This is a genomic window from Streptomyces sp. NPDC002734 (assembly GCF_040295685.1).
GTDB lineage: Bacteria > Actinomycetota > Actinomycetes > Streptomycetales > Streptomycetaceae > Streptomyces.
In genome coordinates this window covers 76,839-94,754 of sequence record NZ_JBEOVU010000012.1, presented here as the reverse complement: position 1 = coordinate 94,754, position 17,916 = coordinate 76,839, and the positions used below count along the sequence as shown (strand labels likewise).

Annotated in this window: 17 protein-coding genes and 1 riboswitch; of the genes, 10 read left to right on the top strand and 7 right to left on the bottom strand. The window is 75.0% G+C overall.

Features of this window, described 5'->3' with window-relative positions; genetic code table 11:
* Positions 1-47: 47 nt before the first annotated feature.
* The 3 genes from ABT026_RS13375 to thiO all read right to left on the bottom strand — a co-directional run bounded on the left by ABT026_RS13375 (position 48) and on the right by thiO (position 2,414).
* Positions 48-860: a thiazole synthase gene (locus ABT026_RS13375; RefSeq protein WP_351114376.1), complete on the bottom strand. Its 813-nt coding sequence runs from the start codon at positions 858-860 to the stop codon at positions 48-50.
* Position 861: 1 nt separating this feature from the next.
* On the bottom strand, positions 862-1,074 hold the full coding sequence (thiS, locus tag ABT026_RS13370; protein ID WP_351114375.1) for a sulfur carrier protein ThiS: 213 nt from the start codon (positions 1,072-1,074) through the stop codon (positions 862-864).
* Positions 1,071-2,414: a glycine oxidase ThiO gene (thiO, locus tag ABT026_RS13365; protein ID WP_351114374.1), complete on the bottom strand. Its 1,344-nt coding sequence runs from the start codon at positions 2,412-2,414 to the stop codon at positions 1,071-1,073. Before thiO ends, thiS begins: the two co-directional genes overlap by 4 nt.
* A riboswitch (TPP riboswitch) is annotated at positions 2,411-2,522 on the bottom strand. It overlaps the preceding gene by 4 nt.
* Positions 2,523-2,571: 49 nt before the next feature.
* On the opposite strand from thiO, the gene ABT026_RS13360 reads away from it, so the two are divergent.
* The 6 genes from ABT026_RS13360 to ABT026_RS13335 all read left to right on the top strand — a co-directional run bounded on the left by ABT026_RS13360 (position 2,572) and on the right by ABT026_RS13335 (position 7,476).
* Positions 2,572-2,946: an avidin-fold protein gene (locus ABT026_RS13360; RefSeq protein ID WP_351114373.1), complete on the top strand. Its 375-nt coding sequence runs from the start codon at positions 2,572-2,574 to the stop codon at positions 2,944-2,946.
* A 65-nt stretch (positions 2,947-3,011) separates the two neighbouring features.
* A complete protein-coding gene (locus tag ABT026_RS13355; RefSeq protein ID WP_502967968.1) occupies positions 3,012-4,187 on the top strand; it encodes an NAD(P)/FAD-dependent oxidoreductase in 1,176 nt (391 codons plus the stop codon).
* 83 nt (positions 4,188-4,270) lie between these two features.
* Positions 4,271-4,636: an Rv2175c family DNA-binding protein gene (locus ABT026_RS13350; RefSeq protein WP_351114371.1), complete on the top strand. Its 366-nt coding sequence runs from the start codon at positions 4,271-4,273 to the stop codon at positions 4,634-4,636.
* A gap of 255 nt (positions 4,637-4,891) precedes the next feature.
* Positions 4,892-5,515, top strand: coding sequence for a thiamine phosphate synthase (gene thiE, locus ABT026_RS13345; protein ID WP_351114463.1), 624 nt, complete (start codon positions 4,892-4,894; stop codon positions 5,513-5,515).
* Between the two features lie 82 nt (positions 5,516-5,597).
* Positions 5,598-6,536 carry a methylenetetrahydrofolate reductase [NAD(P)H] gene (gene metF, locus ABT026_RS13340; RefSeq protein WP_351114369.1) on the top strand — a complete coding sequence of 313 codons (939 nt, stop codon included), beginning with the start codon at positions 5,598-5,600 and terminating at the stop codon, positions 6,534-6,536.
* 40 nt (positions 6,537-6,576) lie between these two features.
* Positions 6,577-7,476: a magnesium transporter gene (locus ABT026_RS13335; protein WP_351114368.1), complete on the top strand. Its 900-nt coding sequence runs from the start codon at positions 6,577-6,579 to the stop codon at positions 7,474-7,476.
* A gap of 155 nt (positions 7,477-7,631) precedes the next feature.
* On the opposite strand, the gene ABT026_RS13330 is transcribed toward ABT026_RS13335, so the two are convergent.
* The 4 genes from ABT026_RS13330 to ABT026_RS13315 form a co-directional block, all read right to left on the bottom strand.
* The gene (locus tag ABT026_RS13330; protein WP_351114367.1) at positions 7,632-9,134 is read right to left on the bottom strand and encodes a phytoene desaturase family protein; all 1,503 of its coding nucleotides are present in this window, start codon (positions 9,132-9,134) and stop codon (positions 7,632-7,634) included.
* Positions 9,135-9,230: 96 nt separating this feature from the next.
* Positions 9,231-9,629 carry an SCO2097 family morphological protein gene (locus tag ABT026_RS13325; protein WP_351114366.1) on the bottom strand — a complete coding sequence of 133 codons (399 nt, stop codon included), beginning with the start codon at positions 9,627-9,629 and terminating at the stop codon, positions 9,231-9,233.
* A 675-nt stretch (positions 9,630-10,304) separates the two neighbouring features.
* Positions 10,305-11,072 carry a methyltransferase gene (locus ABT026_RS13320; protein ID WP_351114365.1) on the bottom strand — a complete coding sequence of 256 codons (768 nt, stop codon included), beginning with the start codon at positions 11,070-11,072 and terminating at the stop codon, positions 10,305-10,307.
* A 75-nt stretch (positions 11,073-11,147) separates the two neighbouring features.
* Positions 11,148-11,606: an SAV_6107 family HEPN domain-containing protein gene (locus ABT026_RS13315; RefSeq protein WP_351114364.1), complete on the bottom strand. Its 459-nt coding sequence runs from the start codon at positions 11,604-11,606 to the stop codon at positions 11,148-11,150.
* 222 nt (positions 11,607-11,828) lie between these two features.
* On the opposite strand from ABT026_RS13315, the gene ABT026_RS13310 reads away from it, so the two are divergent.
* The 4 genes from ABT026_RS13310 (at position 11,829) to ABT026_RS13295 (ending at position 17,854) form a co-directional block, all read left to right on the top strand.
* Positions 11,829-12,761, top strand: a complete 933-nt coding sequence (locus ABT026_RS13310; protein ID WP_502967965.1) for an ATP-binding cassette domain-containing protein — start codon at positions 11,829-11,831, stop codon at positions 12,759-12,761.
* Positions 12,733-14,817: a YhgE/Pip family protein gene (locus ABT026_RS13305; protein ID WP_351114361.1), complete on the top strand. Its 2,085-nt coding sequence runs from the start codon at positions 12,733-12,735 to the stop codon at positions 14,815-14,817. The genes ABT026_RS13310 and ABT026_RS13305 overlap by 29 nt, the downstream gene beginning before the upstream one ends.
* An 11-nt stretch (positions 14,818-14,828) precedes the next feature.
* Positions 14,829-15,440 (top strand): TetR/AcrR family transcriptional regulator, encoded by a 612-nt coding sequence (locus tag ABT026_RS13300; RefSeq protein ID WP_351114360.1) that lies wholly within the window; start codon positions 14,829-14,831, stop codon positions 15,438-15,440.
* Between the two features lie 611 nt (positions 15,441-16,051).
* Positions 16,052-17,854: an ATP-binding protein gene (locus tag ABT026_RS13295; protein ID WP_351114359.1), complete on the top strand. Its 1,803-nt coding sequence runs from the start codon at positions 16,052-16,054 to the stop codon at positions 17,852-17,854.
* Positions 17,855-17,916 lie beyond the last annotated feature (62 nt).

Genomic DNA, 17,916 nt, shown 5'->3' with positions numbered 1-17,916 from the left:
GGGGCCGGAGCCGTCCGGCGGAAGCGGAACCCCGGCCGCGCGCCCCCTCAGAACGCCGGGCGCTCCGGATCGAGCTCGGCCAGGCCCTCCGCCGGTGACGAGGCCCTGGCGAAACGTCGCTGCGGAATCCGTCCGGCCAGGCGGGCCAGCCGCCCCGCCTCCACCCCGAGGCGCATCGCCCGCGCCATCCGCTCCGGGTCCCGTGCCCTGGTCACCGCCGAGGCGAGCATCACACCGGCGCAGCCCAGCTCCATGGCGAAGGTCACGTCGGAGGCGGTACCCGCGCCGGCGTCGAGGATCACCGGGACGCCGGCCGCCTCCACCATCAGCTCGAAGTTGTGCGGGTTGCGGATGCCGAGGCCGGAGCCGATCGGCGAGCCCAGCGGCATCACCGCGGCGCAGCCGACGTCCTCGAGACGCCGGGCCAGCACCGGGTCGTCGCTGGTGTAGGGGAGCACCGTGAACCCGTCGTCGACCAGGGTCTCGGCGGCCTCGAGCAGCTCCACCGGGTCCGGGAGGAGGGTGCGCTCGTCGGCGATCACCTCCAGCTTCACCAGCGAGGTGCCCAGCGCCTCCCGGGCCAGCCGGGCGGTGAGCACCGCCTCGCCCGCGGTGAAGCAGCCGGCCGTGTTGGGCAGCACGCGGATTCCGAGGCGCTGGAGGACGGAGAGCACCGAGCCGTGGCTCGCGGGGTTCACCCGGCGCATCGCCACCGTGGTCAGTTCGGTGCCGGAGGCCACCAGGGCCCGCTCCAGCGCGTCGAGGCCGCTCGCGCCGCCGGTTCCCATGATCAGCCGGGAGGTGAGTTTCAGGTCGCCCAGGACGAGTGGGACGTCGTGATCTTCTGTCTGCGCGTTCACGTCAGCCTCCCTGCACGGCGGTGAGGACCTCGACCCGGTCGCCGTCGGCGAGGGGGGTGCCGGCCCACCGGTCACGCGGCACCACCGTCTCGTTGACGGCCGCGGCCACACCGGACCTGGAGGGGGTCAGCAGCGCGACGACGGCGTCCAGCGCGGTTCCGGCGTCCAGCTGCCGGGGGCTGCCGTTGACCCGGACGGTGATTGGCGCGCTCATGCCGCGACCTCCTTGTCCCCTGCGGTCCTGTCGGACGCCGCGGTCCTGTCGGGCGCCGCGGTCCTGTCGGGCGCCGCGGTCCTGTCGGGCGTCGCGGCCACGTCGCATGCTGCGGCCACCTCGCGTGCCGTGGCCTCCTCGCCGGTGCCGGCCGGCTGCCAGGCGCCCGGCCTGCCTCCGGCGGCGGCGAAACGATCCGCCGCGAAGGCGCGGGCCCGCTCCGGCAGCTCCCCGGTGGCGAGCGTCTCGGCCATGAGGTCCCCGGTGACCGGGGTGAGCAGCACCCCGTTGCGGTAGTGGCCGGTGGCCAGCAGCAGGCCCTCCAGCCCGGTGGGACCCAGCAGCGGCGCGTTGTCGGGGGAGCCCGGCCGCAGCCCCGCCAGGGTCTCGGTCAGCGGCAACTCGGTGATGCCGGGCAGCAGTTCACGGGCGTCGCGCAGCAGCGTGTACACACCGCCCGCGGTGACCGTCGTGTCGAAGCCCAGCTCCTCGCTGGTCGCCCCCACCACCAGTTCGCCGTTCTCCCGCGGCACCAGGTACACCGCGCTGCCGCGCACCACCGCCCGCACCGTCCGCGACAGGAACGGCGCGTACACCGGCGGGATCGCAAGCCGCAGCACCTGCCCCTTCACCGGCCGCACCGGCGGCCGGACCTCCTCGGGCACGCCGTCCAGGTCACCGCTGAGGCTCCCGGCGGCCAGCACCACGCGCCCCGCGGACAGGGCGGTGCCGTCCTCCAGGACCACGCCCTCGGCCCGTCCGCCCTCGCCCGACGGGCCCGCCGCCCCTGCGCCCGAGACCCGCAGCCGGACCGCCCGCTGCCGGTGGAAGACCACCCCGGCCCGCTCACAGGCCACCCGCAGCGCGGAGGCCAGCCGCCGCGGGTCGGCCTGGTGGTCGCCGTCCACCCGCAGCCCGCCCCGCACACCGGGCGCGAGCATCGGCTCCAGCCGGCGGCACTCCCGCCCGGACAGCCACTCGGAGGACAGCCCGTGCAGCCGGTGCAGGTCGTGCAGCTCCCGCAGTTCCGCCCGGTCGTCGGAGTCCAGGGCGACCGCCAGGGTGCCCGAGGGCCGGTACCCCACGTCCGTCCCGGACGCCTCGGCGAGTTCCTCGGCGAACGCGGGCCAGCGGCGGGCCGATTCGAGGTTGAGGGCGAGCAACTCCTGCTCGCCGTGATGGTGTTCGGTGACCGCGGCCAGCATTCCGGCGGCCACCCTGGCCGCCCCGCCGCCCGGCTCCGGATCCACCACCGCGACGGCGCCGCCACGGCCCGCCGCCCGCCAGGCGGTCACCAGGCCGATGATGCCGCCGCCCACCACCAGTACGTCGGACGTCATGGCGTCCAGCTCCTCCCTTCGCCGGAATGACCCGGATCAGGTTCGTACGGTCGGAGGCCGCCAGCCTCCCTCTCAGCCCGGTGCGTCCGGGCTCCCGCGGGTGTCTTACCGTCGCCACCCTAGCCCTTGCCCCCGAGACGCTGAAAGAGAGTCACCCGTGCCCCGCTCCCTCGACGGCCTGCTGATGGCCCCCGTGCACGACCAGGACCCCGGCCAGGTCGGCTCCGCCACCCGGTTCCGCTACCACGAGAGCGAGGGCCAGGTGTGGGCCACCTATCAGGGTGGCGACATCGCCCGCGGGTACCTGGTCGGAACCCGCGAGGAGGACCGCGTCGACTTCCGGTACGTCCAGCTGACGGTGGACGGCGCCACCGCTTCCGGGCACTGCCTCTCGCGGATCGTCGAGCTGCCCGACGGACGCGTCCGGCTGGAGGAGACCTGGCAGTGGGAGTCCCGGCCGGGCAGCGGCACCAGTGTCGTGGAGGAGATCCGTCCGGAGTCCGGGCGGCCGATGTCTATGGTGAGGGAGTGAACGAGGGCGTGAACGAGCAGAGGCGGGAACGGGCCGGACGACGGGTGGTCGTCGCCGGCGCCGGAATGGCCGGGGTCCGGACGGCGGAGGCGCTGCGCGAACAGGGCTTCATCGGCCCCGTAACGCTGATCGGCGCGGAACCGCACCCGCCGTACGACCGCCCCCCGCTCTCCAAGGGCGTCCTGCTCGGCGGGGCCGAGGGCGACGGCGCGGCCGCCTTCGACGTCGACTTCGCCGGCCTCGACATCGACCTGCGGCTGGGCTGCGAGGTCACCGGGGTACGCGTCGCCGACAAGGAGATCGACACCGACCAGGGACCCGTGGCCTACGACGTGCTGGTGGCCGCCACCGGCGCCCACCCGGTCCGGCTCCCCGGCACCGAGGGCGCCGAGGGCGTCCACGTCCTGCACAACCTCGACGACGCGCTGCGGCTGCGCCCCGTGCTGGAGCGCCACGACTCCGTGGTCGTGGTCGGCGCGGGATGGATCGGCGCCGAGTTCACCACCGCCGCCCGGGCGGCCGGCTGCGAGGTGACCGTGGTCGAGGCCACCGGACGCCCGCTCTCCGGCGCGCTGCCCGCGGAGGTCGCCCGTCCGATGGGCGAGTGGTACACCGAGAGCGGCGCCACCCTGCACACCGGCGCCCGGGTCGAGCGGGTGGAGCCCGGCGCGGTGTTCCTCGCCGACGGCCGGCGCCTCGAGGCGGACGCGGTGGTCGTCGGCATCGGAGCACGCCCCGCCACCGCCTGGCTCGCGGGCGCGGTGGAGCTGGGGCCGCAGGGCGAGGTGCTCGCCGACGCGCGGCTGCGGACCTCCGCGCCGGACGTCTACGCGGTCGGCGACTGCGCCTCCTTCCCCTCCGCCCGCTACGGCGAGCGGCTGCTGATCCACCACTGGGACAACGCCCTGCAGGGCGCCCGCACGGTCGCCGAGGGCATCCTCGACGAGACGCCCGCCGCTCCCTACGACCCGGTGCCGTACTTCTGGTCCGAGCAGTTCGGGCGGTTCGTGCAGTACGCCGGTCATCACGCGGCGGCGGACACGACGCTGTGGCGCGGCGCGCCCGAGGACCCGGCGTGGAGCGTGTGCTGGCTGCGCGAGGGGCGGCTGGTCGCCTTGCTGGCCGTCGGCCGGCCCCGCGACCTCACCCAGGGCCGCAAGCTGATCGAGTCCGGCGCCACGGTCGACCCGGACCTGGTCCGCGATCCGGCCCGTCCGCTGAAGGCCGCCGCCCGCGGCTGAGGGGACGCGCGGGTGCCCCGGACGGACCACCCGGGAGGGGGCCCGACTTCCCCCTCCCGGTCCCGGATGGCACGCTTGGTCCTGTGACCGAGATTGACGCGAAGATCGAAGCTCTCGTTCCCGAGTGGCTCACCCTCCCCGACATCGCCGAGAAGCTGGACGTCGAGGTGACGCGGGTGCGGCAGCTGGTGAAGGAAGGCCAGCTGATCGCCGTACGCCGTGGTGAGAACCGCGCGCTGTACGTCCCCGCCGCCTTCATCGACGGGGACAAGGTGGTCAAGGGCCTCACCGGCCTGCTGACGCTGCTGCGGGACGACGGCTTCACCGACGAGGAGATGCTGGAGTGGCTCTTCACCCCTGACGAGTCCCTGCCGGGCACTCCCGCCCAGGCCCTCAGCGAGAACCGTGGCACGGAGGTGAAGCGCCGCGCCCAGGCGCTCGCCGTCTGACACCTACGCACCACCGACGGCCGCCCCCACCCGGGGGCGGCCGTTCCAGTGCCGCCCCCGTCCGGGGCGGCCGTCCCGCGCCCCGTCCGCCGTTCCGCGGAACCGGGCGCCGCCACCACCACGATCCGGGGGGACCGCACCGTGCCCGAGACCGCCACCGACCTCAGCGCCACCGCCACGGAGGGCCACGCCGCCGCCTCGGCGGACCGCGCCACCGCCACTGCCGGTGTCGTCGCCACCGACGCCCGGGCCCGGCTGGCCGCCGCCCGCCTCTACCTGTGCACCGACGCCCGCCGCGACCGCGGCGACCTCGCCGAGTTCCTCGACGCCGTGCTCCCCGCGGGAGTGGACATCGTCCAACTGCGTGACAAGGGCCTGGAGGCCGCCGAGGAGCTCGAGCACCTGCGCACCGTGGCCGAGGCCTGCGCCCGCCACGGCAAGCTGCTCGCCGTCAACGACCGCGCCGACGTCGCCCACGCCGCCGCGGCCGACGTGCTCCACCTGGGCCAGGGCGACCTCCCGGTGCCGGCCGCCCGCGCGATCCTCGGCCCTGACGTCCTCATCGGCCGCTCCACGCACTCGGTTGCCGAGGCGGAGGCCGCCGCCACCCAGGAGGGCGTCGACTACTTCTGCGTCGGCCCCTGCTGGCCCACCCCCACCAAGCCGGGGCGCCCGGCCGCCGGGCTCGACGCGGTCCGCAAGGTCGCCGCGCTGGGCGTGGAGCGGCCCTGGTTCGCGATCGGCGGCATCGACCTCACCACCCTCGACGAGGTGCTGGACGCCGGCGCCCGGCGCGTGGTCGTGGTCCGGGCGATCACCGCCGCCTCCGACCCGGCCGCCGCCACCGCGGAACTCGCCGCCCGCCTGCGCGACCGCTGACCTGCGCCGCCGGGGCGGCGCGGCTGTCCGGGGAGCGGACAGTCTTTGGGACAGGGGCCGCGGTCTGGCTAACCTGCGAACCATGGCCCTAGGAACCGCGTCAACCCGGACGGACCGCGCGCGCACCGTGCGTGACATGCTCGCCTCCGGGCAGCAGATCGTCTCGTTCGAGTTCTCCGCGCCCCGGACGGAGAAGGGCGAGCGGAACCTGTGGAGCGCGCTCCGCCGGGTCGAGGCCGTCGCGCCCGACTTCGTGTCGGTGACCTACGGCGCCGGCGGGTCCACCCGCGCGGGGACGGTCAAGGAGACCGAGCAGATCGTCTCCGACACCACGCTCACCCCGGTCGCGCACCTGACCGCCGTCGACCACTCGGTCTCCGAACTGCGCAACATCATCGGCCAGTTCGCCGACGCGGGGATCCGCAACATGCTGGCGCTGCGCGGCGACCCGCCCGGCGACCCGATGGGCGAGTGGGTCGCGCACCCCAAGGGCCTGCACTACGCCGCCGAACTCGTCGAACTCATCAAGGAGTCGGGGGATTTCTGTGTAGGTGTGGCGGCCTTCCCCGAGCTGCATCCGCGCTCCCCGGACTGGGAGACGGAGGTGCGGCACTTCACCGACAAGTGCCGTGCGGGGGCGGACTACGCCATCACCCAGATGTTCTTCCAGCCCGAGTCGTACCTGCGGTTCCGCGACAAGGTGGCCGCGGCCGGCTGCGAGACGCCCATCATCCCCGAGGTGCTTCCGGTCACCAGTATCCGTATGCTGGAGAGGCTGCCGACTCTGAGCAACGCCGTGATTCCCGCCCGGCTGAAAGAGCGGATCCTCACAGCCAAAGACGATCCGGCCGCTGTACGCTCCCTGGGAATCGAGTTCGCCACGGAGTTCTGCGCGCGGCTGCTGTCCGAGGGTGTGCCCGGACTGCACTTCATCACGCTCAACAACTCGACGGCCACACTGGAGATCTACGAGAACCTGGGCCTGCACCACCCGGTGCGGGGCTGGACCGGGAGCGTCTGAGTCCGTCAGACTGCCCCGTTCCTAGGGAGAGGGGCGTTACATGGGCTGGACGGTCCTCTACATCGCGTTCGGCATCGTCGCACTGTGGCTGCTGGGCGAGGTGTTGCTGCAGTACAAGGCCAAACTGCGGTGGCGCGTGCTGGCGTTCGTCGGCTTCCTCGGCGTGGTGATCGGTGTGCTGGCCGCGTCGGTCGCGATGATCGGCCTGGGCGCGCTCGCCTTCGCGGTGGGGCAGACCTTCGTCACGCTGTCGTTCCGCAGCGGCTTCTCGCAGGGCTGGGCGCTGCCCGCCGCCCGCCGTCGGGCCGGCCGGGACGACGAGGAGTGGGAGGAGTTCGAGGGCGACGACCGCGACGAGCACGGTGACCGTGACGCACACGGTGACCGTGACGCACACGGTGACCGTGACGCACACGGTGACCGTGGCGGACTCCGCGGCCGTCAGGACGACGAGCAGCCGGCCGCGCCCTCCGTGGACGACTACCAGGCCGCCGCCGGCGCCACCGCGTACCCGTCGCAGACGGCGCAGGAGGACACCGGCTCCTACGGCGTTTACGACAACTCCGGTTACGACACCGGCGCGTACCCCGCCGCCGCGTCCGCCGGAGCCGACGGGCAGGGGTACGGCGCCTACGACACCTACGCCGGCACGGGATACGACCAGCAGCAGTACCAGGCCTACGCGGACCCCTACGCCACGCAGGGCGGCCAGTACGGATACGACACCACGTACGGCGGCCAGCAGCAGGGCTACGAGCAGCAGGGCGGGTACGACGCGACGTCGTACAGCGGCTACACCGACACCACGCCGCCCGGCGGAGTCTGGGTCCCGCAGCAGCGGGGCGCCGAGGACCCTTACGGGACCGAGCAGCCGCAGCCCCAGCAACAGCAACAGCAGCAGCCGTACCCGTACGGGTACGACGAGCAGTACCGGTACTGAGCAGGTCGCGCGCGACGGAGGGCCGGTCCCCGGGTGGGGGCCGGCCCTCCGTCGTTGCGGGGCAAGGGCATCGCGTCGTGGCGCCGGGCCGCGGGACGACCGCTCACCGAGGGGTCGACCTCGGTGGCGCGGTGGCGCGGCGGGCCGTGCCCGGGTCAGACGGAGCCGCGGAAGGCGGGGCCCTCGACGACCAGGCCGGAGACGAGCGCCCCGGACATCCCGGCGTGCGGCAGCCCGCCGCCGGGGTGGGCCCAGCCGCCCGCCCGGTACAGGTTCGGCAGCCCGGTGGCGTTGCCGGGACGCAGCAGCGCGGCCCCGCCGCCGGCCAGGGCGGGGGCGGGGACGCCTTCCGTTCCGGTCTCCCGCCGGACGTCCGCCGGGGTGCGGACCTCGTGCCACAGCAGCCGCTCGCGCAGCCCCGGCAGGACGCTCTCCGCGGCCGTCAGCATCAGCTCCGCCCGCCGCTCCGCCTCCCGCGCGTCCGTGCCGGCCGGCACCGTCGCGGTCAGCACCACGGACTCGTGGGCGTCGTCGGGCCGCAGGGCCGGGTCGTCGGGCCGCAGCACGGTGACCGTCGGGACCACGGAGGCCCGGTCGCCGGCCGGGGAAGCGCCGGCGAGGGCCTCCAGCTCGGCGTCCCGGTCGGGGGAGTGGACCACGGTGCGGTGCACCGCGTCCGCCTCGCGCGCGCCGCGCAGGGCCACCAGCACCGTGAGCCGGCCCGGTGCCGGTCCGTCGGCCGGGCCCGGCGCGACCTCGCCCTCGGCCGCCGACGTGTGGGGGCCCGCCACGAGGCCGGGGCGCACACCCACCACCACGTGGCCGGCCTCCTCGAGCGTGCCGTCGGCGAGCTCCACACCGGCCGCCCGGCCGTCCTTCTCCACCACCCGGACCGCCTCCGCGCCGAAGCGGAACTCGACCCGCCGGGCCAGGCAGCGCTCGTAGACGGCGCGGGCCAGCTCACACAGCCCTCCGCGGACGTACCAGACGCCGAAGGCGTGCTCCATGTACGGCAGCACCGCCGCGCTCGCCGGAGCGGTCCGCGGGTCCAGGCCGTGGGCGAGGGCGTGGCTCTCCAGCAGCCGCGCCAGCCGAGGATCGCCCAGCTCCCACTCGCCCACCTGGGCGAGGGTGGCGGCCCGCCGGGTCCGCAGCAGGCGCCGGTGCGGCACGGACGGGTAGGGCTCACGGTCGGCCAGCACATCCCAGTTGGGCCACAGCGGCTCCTCCAGGAGCGGGCGGCGGGTGCGGTCCCAGGCCTCCCGCCCGCGGACCAGGAACTCGCCCCAGCGCTCCCCGGCGCCCCTGCCGACGCTCCGCTCCAGGGCGGCCACCACGCCCGCCCGGGAGGCGTTGGGCAGGTCCACCCGGGTGCCGTCGGGGAAGAGGTGGCGGGCCGAGGGGTCCGTCTGGACCAGCTCGACGCAGTCCTCCAGCGGCTGCCTGCCTGTCTTGACGAACAGGTCGCGGTACACGGCCGGCAGCGGGAGGAGGCCCGGACCGGTGTCGAAGGCGAAACCGTCGCGCTCCCGGCGGCGCAGGGCGCCGCCGTAGGTGTCCGTCCGCTCGTACACCGTCACGCGGTGGCCGGCCACGGCCAGACGCGCGGCGGCCGCCATTGCGCCCATGCCGGCGCCGATCACTGCTACCCGTCCCATGCGGGGGAGTCTAGGCCGCCCGGACCTGCCCATTTCGGTGGGTACCGGCATGCCGAAGGGGCGCCCGCCTCGGCGGACGCCCCTGGAAGCTGTCGGTCAACGGTCCTGCTGGTCGTCCCGGCGGCGCTGCCAGCGCTGCTCGATGCGATCCATCACGGACCTTTTACGCGCCGTCGCCGCGGCTCCGGGCGTGCCCGGGGCATCGGCCGGCTGCTCGCCGGGCTTGGGGCCCTTGCGCCAGCCGGTGACGGCGAGAACGGCGCACCCCAGCATGACGAGGAAGCCCACCACGCCGATCCAGATCTGCTGGGCGACCATTCCGGTCATGAGGAGCGCGATACCTACGAGGAAGCCCGCGACCGCCTGGTAGACCCGTCGCCGGGTGTACGTGCGCAGCCCGCTTCCCTCAAGCGCTGTCGCGAACTTGGGATCTTCGGCGTACAGCGCTCGCTCCATCTGCTCGAGCATGCGCTGCTCGTGCTCCGAGAGCGGCACGGGAGTCCTCCTCATCGTGCAGTCGCCGGGGCGACCGGGGGTCCCCTCCAGGATAGGCAGGGAATCGCCCCCGTGAAACCCGCCCCTCTACGCCATTTGGCAACCGGTTCCGGTCATGGCGGGGCCGGCCCGTGGAACCTTCATTCCCCGCGGGCCCGCCAGTCATGCCGGGCGGTCTGCCACCGATCATACGGGTCTCGCGGCCGGTCGGCAGGGGTCACGACGGAGTCCGCCCGGTGCCGCGCCGCTGATCACGGCGGGGATGCCGGCCCGGAAGCCGTGCGGGACACCGGACGCGGGGTGGCCGGGACCCGGCGCCGGGCCGGGTCCGGGCGGTCCACGACGGTCCCGCCGGTGCCGGCGACGACCTCCGCGCGGGCCCCGGAGAGCCCTGCCGGACCGTGCGAACCGGCCAGGCGGCGACATCGACGACGGCCCGTGCGGTGCCGGTGAGATCGCCGCGGCGACGGCCACGACGCCGGCGGGGGCGGCTGGGACGTTGCGGGGACGGCTGGGACGCCGTAGTGCGGCCACGGCGCCGCAGTGCGGCCACGGCGCCACGACGTCGCGGGGACGCCACGGTGCCGCGGGGACGGCCACGACGCTGCGGGGACGGCTGGGACGCTGCGGTGCCGCCGAGGACGCCGCAGTGACGCCACGACGCCGCGGGGGCGGTCAGGACGACGACGGAGACGCCTCGGCCAGGACGTGGAGCTGGGTGGCCACCGAGTGGAAGGCCTCCATCGAGGCCACCGCGGCCTCCAGGCGCAGCAGCGCCTCCCGGGCGCCCGGCTCGGTGTCGACCAGGACGCCGGGGACCAGGTCGGAGAACACCCGCACGCCGTGCACAGCGCCCACCCGCAGACCGCTCGCCTCGACCAGCGAGGTCAGCCGGTCGACGGTGAAGCGGTGCGGGACGGGGTCCTGCTCGCCCCAGCGGCCGTCCGGGTCCTCCAGCGCCTGCCGCGCCTCGTTGAAGTGGCCGGCCAGGGTGCGCGAGAGCACCGCGCCGCCCAGGCCCGCCGCGAGCAGGCTCAGCAGCCCCCCGGGGCGCAGGGCGGCCGCCACGTTGCGCAGCCCCTCGGCGGGGTCGTCGACGTACTCCAGCACGCCGTGGCAGAGCACCGCGTCGTAGGAGGAACGGTCCGCGACGTCGAACAGGCCGTGGACGTCCCCCTGAACCCCTCTCACCCGGTCGGCCACTCCCGCCTCGGCGGCACGGCGCTCCAGCGCGAACAGGGCGTCGGGGCTGGGGTCGACGACGGTGACCCTGTGGCCGAGCGCGGCGACGGGCACGGCGAAGTTGCCGCTGCCCCCGCCGGTGTCGAGGACGTCGAGCGACGGGTCGCCGCCGGATTTGACTCGGCGGTCCAGGGCGTCCCTCAGGACCTCCCAGACCACGGCGGTACGGAGAGAAGCGCGGGGGCGCATCGGGTCCGACACGGCGATTGACTCCTCGGCGGGCGATCGGTGGCCGCCCGCCCACAGGAGCGTGGGGGGCAGGCGAATGTCCCCACCCTAATGGGCGTCCGGGCCGGTCAGCCCTGTCGCCCGCTCCACCAGACGCAGGAACGTGGCGACGTCGCGTATCAGGTCGTCGGCCTCCCGGGCGGAGACGGCGTGCGGCAGGTCGGCCTCGGCCCGCGCACGGCGCTCCGCCCCCGCGGCGAAGAAGGAGGCCCACTCGGCGAGTTCCGGCGCGGCCTCCGCGAGCACCTCCCAGGCGCTGCGTATCGGCGTCCGGCGGCCGCGGCGGGGCTCGGGCAGCGGGGTGACGCGCACCGCGAGCACGGCCGCGGCCCCGCGCAGGGCGGCCAGGTGGGCCGCGGCGTACCGCTCGTTGGGTGTGGCCAGGAGCAGAGCGCCGTCCAGACCCCGGCGGGCGCGGTCGAGCAGGTCGAGGCCGGCGGGCGGTGCGGACGCCCGGCGGGCCACCGGGTGGGTCATAACGAACCTCCTGTCGTCGTACGACAGCATCTGTCCTGTCTGGTCCCATCCTGGGGCCTGCCACTGACAATCGCGTTGACCTGCGGTTTTGCCCGGCGGGCCGGTTCGGGTTAGTTTTTGCACTGACCAGTCAGTGCAAAAAAGCCGAGGTGCATGCGAGTGAGCCGGCAGGGGGACGGGCAGCCGCCCAGCACGGGCGTCGCCGCCCGGGGGCTTGGGGTCAAGGGGCCCCGGGGATGGGCGTTCAGGGGCGTGACCTTCGAGGCCGCGCCGGGCACGCTGGTGGCCGTCACCGGCCCCACGGGGTCGGGCCGCACGGCGCTGCTGCTGGCCCTCACCGGGCGGATGCGCACGGCCGAGGGCACGGCCCGGGTGGCCGGGCTGGAGTTGCCCCGGCGGACGGCGCGGGTCCGCCGGGTGTCCGGGGTGGCCCACATGCCCGGCGTGACGGACCTCGATCCCGCACTGACCGTCGCGGAGCACCTCCGCGAGCGGGCACTGGTCGGCCGCCGGTACGGGGGACCGGCGGCCGACCTGGTGCGCGGACTGCTGCGTTCGCCGCGGGCGAGGGCGGCCGAGGACGCGGCCCGCGCGGACGCGGCGCTCCGGGCGGTGGGACTGGCGCCGGACGACCTGCCGAAGGGGAGCCGCACGGCGGTGCGGGACCTCTCCCGGGCACAGGAGCTGCGGCTCTCGGTGGCCCTCGCGCTGCTCGGCCGGCCCGGACGCCCCGAGGTGATCGCGGTGGACGACGCCGACCTGGGCCTCTCCGGCCCCGAACGGGAGGAGGTGGCCGCGATGCTGTCCGCGCTGGCCGCCGGCGGCACGACCGTCCTGGCCTCGTTCCGCGAGGCCCCGCGCGAGGCGGACCTCGTGGTGCCGGTCGGCGAGCCGGCCGCCCCCGAGGACACCCCGCCCGCGCCCGGACGCCTGCGCCGCCTGATCCGCCGCGGGGCACCTGCCCCCGCCGCTTCTGACGCCCCGAGCGGAACACCCGAGGACCCGGGCGGCGGGGCCACCCCGCAACCGGTGTCACCCGACACCGCCGAGGACGCCCGGGCCGGGGACACCCCTGTCCCTGCTGAGGCCACGGACGACACCCCCCGACAGGACCCGCAGAAGGCCGTCGAGGCCCCGATCGCCGAGGAGGACGCGGATGCGCACCCCGCGACTGGCCGCGCTTGAGCTGCGGCGGTTCGGCCGCAGCCGGCTGACCCGGGCCGCCCTGGTCTCCATGATCCTGCTGCCGCTGCTGTACGGCGCGCTGTACCTGTGGTCCTTCTGGGACCCCTACGGCAACCTCGATCGCGTCCCCGTCGCGCTGGTCAACCAGGACCGGGGCGCCACCGCCGAGGGGGAACACCTGACGGCCGGTGACGACATCGCCGAGGGACTGCGCGACAGCGGCGTCTTCGACTGGCGCCAGGTCGGCCCCGAGGAGGCACGCGCGGGCGTGGAGAGCGGCCGGTACTACCTCTCGCTCACCATCCCCGCGGACTTCAGCAAGCGCATCGCCTCCGGAGGGAGCGACGATCCCCGGGCCGGCGCGCTGAAGGTGCGCACCGACGACGCCAACAACTACATCGTCGGCCAGATCTCCCGCACCGTCTTCGCCGAGGTCCGCACCGCCGCCTCCACCAAGGCGACCCGCGGGTTCCTGGACCACATCTTCGTCTCCTTCTCCGACATCCACGACGCCACCGAGGAGGCCGCCACCGGCGCCGACGACCTGGCGGGCGGCATCGAGAAGGCGAAGAAGGGCTCCCAGGACCTGGCCGGCGGCCTCGGCGACGCGCGCACCGGCAGCGAGGACCTGCACAAGGGCCTGACCCGGCTGCACGGCGGCTCCGAGGACGTGGCCTCCGGCGCCCGCCGGGTGGCCGCGGGTACCGGGACGCTGGCCGGCAAGGTCAACGGCGTCGCGGACACCGTGCGCCCCTTCCTGGAGAAGAACGAGCAGACCATCGCCGACACCGCCCGCCTGGTGGCGGACTCCGCCGCCGCGATCCGCGCCAACCTCGGCTCCCTGGCGGACGCCGCGCCCGGGGCGGCCCGCGCCACCGCCACCGCCTCCGCGACCCTCACCGACGTCCACCACACCCGCTGCGAGGTCTCCCCGCTGCCCGACCCGGCCTGCCCCGACCTGAAGAAGGCCAGGGACGCCGCCGTCGACGCGGCAGCCGTCGCCGCGGACGTCGACAAGCTGGTCACCGGCCAGAAGGACCACCTCACCGCACTCGACAAGCACCTCGCCGCTCTCGAGAAGCAGGCGGACGCCCTCGCCGACCGGGCCCCCCGGCTGACCGAGGACCTCGACGACGCCGTGAGCAGGATCAACGCGCTGGACCGCGGCGCGAAGGCGGTCGCGGCCGGGGCCGGGGATCTCCACAAAGGCCTCGGCCGCGCCGAGAAGGGCGCCGCGAACCTCGACGAGGGCGTCGGCGCGCTGAAGAAGGGCGCCGACCGCCTCGACGGCGGCATCTACCGGCTGGTCGACGGCTCCGGCGAACTCGCCGGCGGCCTGCACGAGGGCGCCGGGAAGATCCCCGACCTCGACACGGCCGAGCGCGACCGCCGCACCGAGGTGATGGCCGACCCCGTGCGCCTGGCCAGCTCCAAGCTCCACCAGGCCGACAACTACGGCACCGCCTTCGCGCCCTACTTCATCCCGCTCGCCCTGTGGGTCGGCGCGATGGTCGCCTACATGCTGATCCAGCCCCTCAACCGCCGGGCCCTGGCGGCCGGGGCACCGGCCTGGCGGATCGCCGTGGCCGGCTGGCTGCCGGTGGCGGCGCTGGGCGTCCTCCAGGTGACCGCGCTGATGTCCGTCCTGCACTGGGGGATCGGCCTGCGCACCGCCCGAGGCGCCGCCACCGTCGGCTTCCTGCTGCTGGTCACCGTCTGCTTCGCAGCGATCGTCCAATGGCTCAACGCCCGCTTCGGCGCGGCCGGCCGCATCCTGGTGCTCGCCCTGCTGATGCTCCAGCTGACCTCGGCCGGCGGCACCTACCCGGTGGAGACCAGCCCCGGGTTCTTCGGCGCGATCCACCCCTACCTGCCGATGAGTCACGTGGTCGAGGCGCTGCGCCGACTGATCACCGGCGGCGACACCGCCCCGGTCCTGGAGGCCTGCGCGGTGCTCCTCGCCTACACCGCCGGAGCCCTCGTGCTGACCTCGCTGGCAGCCCGCCGCAAGCAGGTATGGACCTTCGACCGCCTGCGCCCGGAGCTGAGTCTGTGAGAATCGACGGCATGAAAAGCAGCACCGGCCGCCGCGCCGCCACCAAGCAGAAGCTCTACGAGGCGGCCGTGACCCTCATCGCCGAGCAGGGCTTCTCCGCCACCACGGTGGACGAGATCGCCGAGCGGGCCGGGGTCGCCAAGGGCACCGTCTACTACAACTTCGCCAGCAAGTCCGTGCTCTTCGAGGAGCTGCTGCGGCACGGGGTCGGGCTCCTGACGGCCTCCCTGCGCGAGGCCGCCGAGCAGACCGCGCGCAGCGGCGGCAGCCGGGTGGACGCGCTCGACGCGATGATCCGGGCCGGTCTGGTCTTCATCCACCGCTACCCGGCCTTCACCCAGCTCTACGTCGCCGAGCTGTGGCGCACCAACCGGGCCTGGCAGGAGACCCTGATGGTGGTCCGCAAGGAGGCCGTCGCGGTGGTCGAGGGGGTGCTGCGGGACGGCGTCGAGGCCGGGGAGTTCAGCGACGAGATCGACGTCTCGCTGACGGCGGCCGCCCTGGTGGGCATGGTCCTCGTCGCGGCGCTGGACTGGCTGGCGTTCCAGCCGGAGCGGTCGCTGGACGACGTGCACGGAGCGCTGTCGCTGCTGCTGCAGGGGCGTGTCGCCGGCCGGGGCTGACGCCGGCGGTGCCGGCGCGGGCGGTGCCGGCGCGGGCGGCGCGGGGCGGCACGCGCACCGGTACCGCCGCCCCGTGTCGGCGGTACCGGCGGCGCGGTGCCCGCCCCCGAGCCGTGACTCTGCCGGTGCCGACCGCCCGCCGCATCCGTGCGGGTACTCATCCGGGCATGAGTACCCGGACCCGAAGCCGCCCCCCGGTCGGGGCCGGCCGCGCCGCCCCGGAGCGTGGGCCGAGCCGTCGTGAGGGAGCGTTCGGAGAGCAACACTGAGCGAACTTGGCCGAAAATCGATCACATCCGATGCGATGTGTACAACTGCTGGTCAGCTGAGGTTATTTGACGGGGTGTCAGTGAGCGCGGCCTTCCAGTTGTGGAGCCTGTCCGGGGGAGGCCGCCTTTACCACGGGCCCGTTCGTTCCCGTTGACATCGCGACGAAATCCCATTCCGCGCAAGCAGTTCCGCCATGCCGATCAACGCACCCCGAAGGGTGGCTAGCATGAGCCCTGTGCGGCCGAAATGGCTCCGTTCCTCTCGCGCACCCGGCCGAGGGACCGTCGAGCACCGGCCGTCCTGCCCTACCGCCAGATCCCCCTGACCGAGGGACCCGTCCGATGTCAGTGCCTGCTCCGCCCGGCCAGCAAGACCGGGTCAAGGCCTTCTCCCCCTCGTCCGCCACGTGTTCGGCGCTGCTGCTGGTGACGGCCGCGGCCGTCGGTGCGGCGGCCGCCACCGCACCGCCCGACGCCCTCCCCTGGGTCCTGGCCGTGGGAGGTGCGGCCTGGGTGATCCTGGGCGTCACCGTCCTCGCCGGCCGCCGGCACCTGTTACGGGCCGCCGCCTCGGCGGCCCGGCGGGAGGCCGAGGCCGCCCGGCTGCGGGCGCAGGCGGACTGCCTGACGGGGCAGGTCTCGCACCTGCTCACGGTGACCCTGCCGGCCCTCACCGACGACCCGCACGCGACCGCGGGCCTGGACGACACCCGGGTGCTCCCCGACCCGCAACTCCGCCGGCTCGCCGCCGCGGTGGCCGTCGCGGTCGGCCGGAGCGCTCAGCGCGCCGCCGCCGTGGAGGCCCAGTACCTGGAGACCAGGTCCGCACTGGACCGGGTGGAGGCCGACCTGCAGCGGCTGGGCAGGGAGACGTGGCCGACGGCCGTCGCCGGGCTGCGCGAGGGCCGTTCCGCCGACACCGTGCTCGCCGGCGTCGAACTGCCCTCGCACCCCGCCATGCGCGCCGGGGCCGAGGACTGCATCCGCGCCTTCGCGCTGAGCGAGCGGCGGGCCGCCGCCGCGCAGGCGGCGTCGGCCAAGGCGCTCGGCCGGGTGCAGGCCAAGGCCGTCCAGATCCTCGCGGACCTGCGGGAGATGCAGGAACGTCACGGCGAGGAGGTCTTCGGCGACCTCCTGAAGCTGGACCACAGCACCTCGCAGCTGGGCCTCATGACCGACCGGCTGGCGCTGCTCATGGGCGGCCGGTCCAGCCGCGCGTGGAACAAGCCCATCGTCATGGAGAGCATCCTGCGCGGCGCCGTCGGCCGCATCGCCGCGTACCGGCGGGTGCGTCTGCACTGCTCCACCGCCGCGGCGATCTCCGGCCACGCGGCCGAGAGCGTGATGCACCTGCTCGCCGAGCTGATGGACAACGCCGCCAACTTCTCCCCGCCCATCGACGAGGTGCACGTCTACGCCGAGCACCACAGCGCCGGCATCGTCGTCACCGTCGAGGACAGCGGCCTGAGGATGGCCGAGGCCGCCATGCGCCGCGCCGAGGAGGCCGTGACCGGGCGCGTCACCGACCTCGCCTCGCTGCAGGGCACCCGGGTCGGCCTGGCGGTCGTCGGCCGCATCGCGGTGAAGTACGGCATCAGCGTCAACTACCGGCCGTCGTCCCGCGGCGGCACCGGGGTCGTTGTCCTGCTGCCGCTCCACCTGCTCGCACAGCGGCGCGAGGCCGTGACGCGCGGCCGCCCCACGACGCCGACCCCGGGCGCGCCCACCCCGGCCGTGCCCGTCGAGCCGGGCACCGTCGAGGCCGAACACGGCAGGACCGGACGGCCCCGGCATGCCGAGGCCGTCGAGCGGCTCCCGGCCCGGCCGGCGCAGGAGCACACCCCGCCGGAGGCCCGCCCGGAGCGGGGCCGGACGGCCGGGGCGCCCGAACAGGGCGGAAGCCGCCCGAGCGGCACCAGCACACCCAACGGGCTGCCCGTCCGCGCGCCCGGACGGACCATGGCCGACGCCGCGAGGGAGCGCGAGCAGCGCCGCAGGGCGGCCGGGCCGGCCGACGGCGCCCGGTCGGACCGGCGGTCCGGCCGCGACGTGGGCTCCCGGTTCGGCGCCTTCCACCGCGCGCGCCGGACCGGCGGCGAGACCGACGGCGGACCGTCCGGCCTCGAACCCCCCGTCGCCCGCTAGCGCGACACCCTTCCCCCCCGTGCCTGCAGGACCAGGGCGCCGTCCTGCTCCGAACCCGTGAG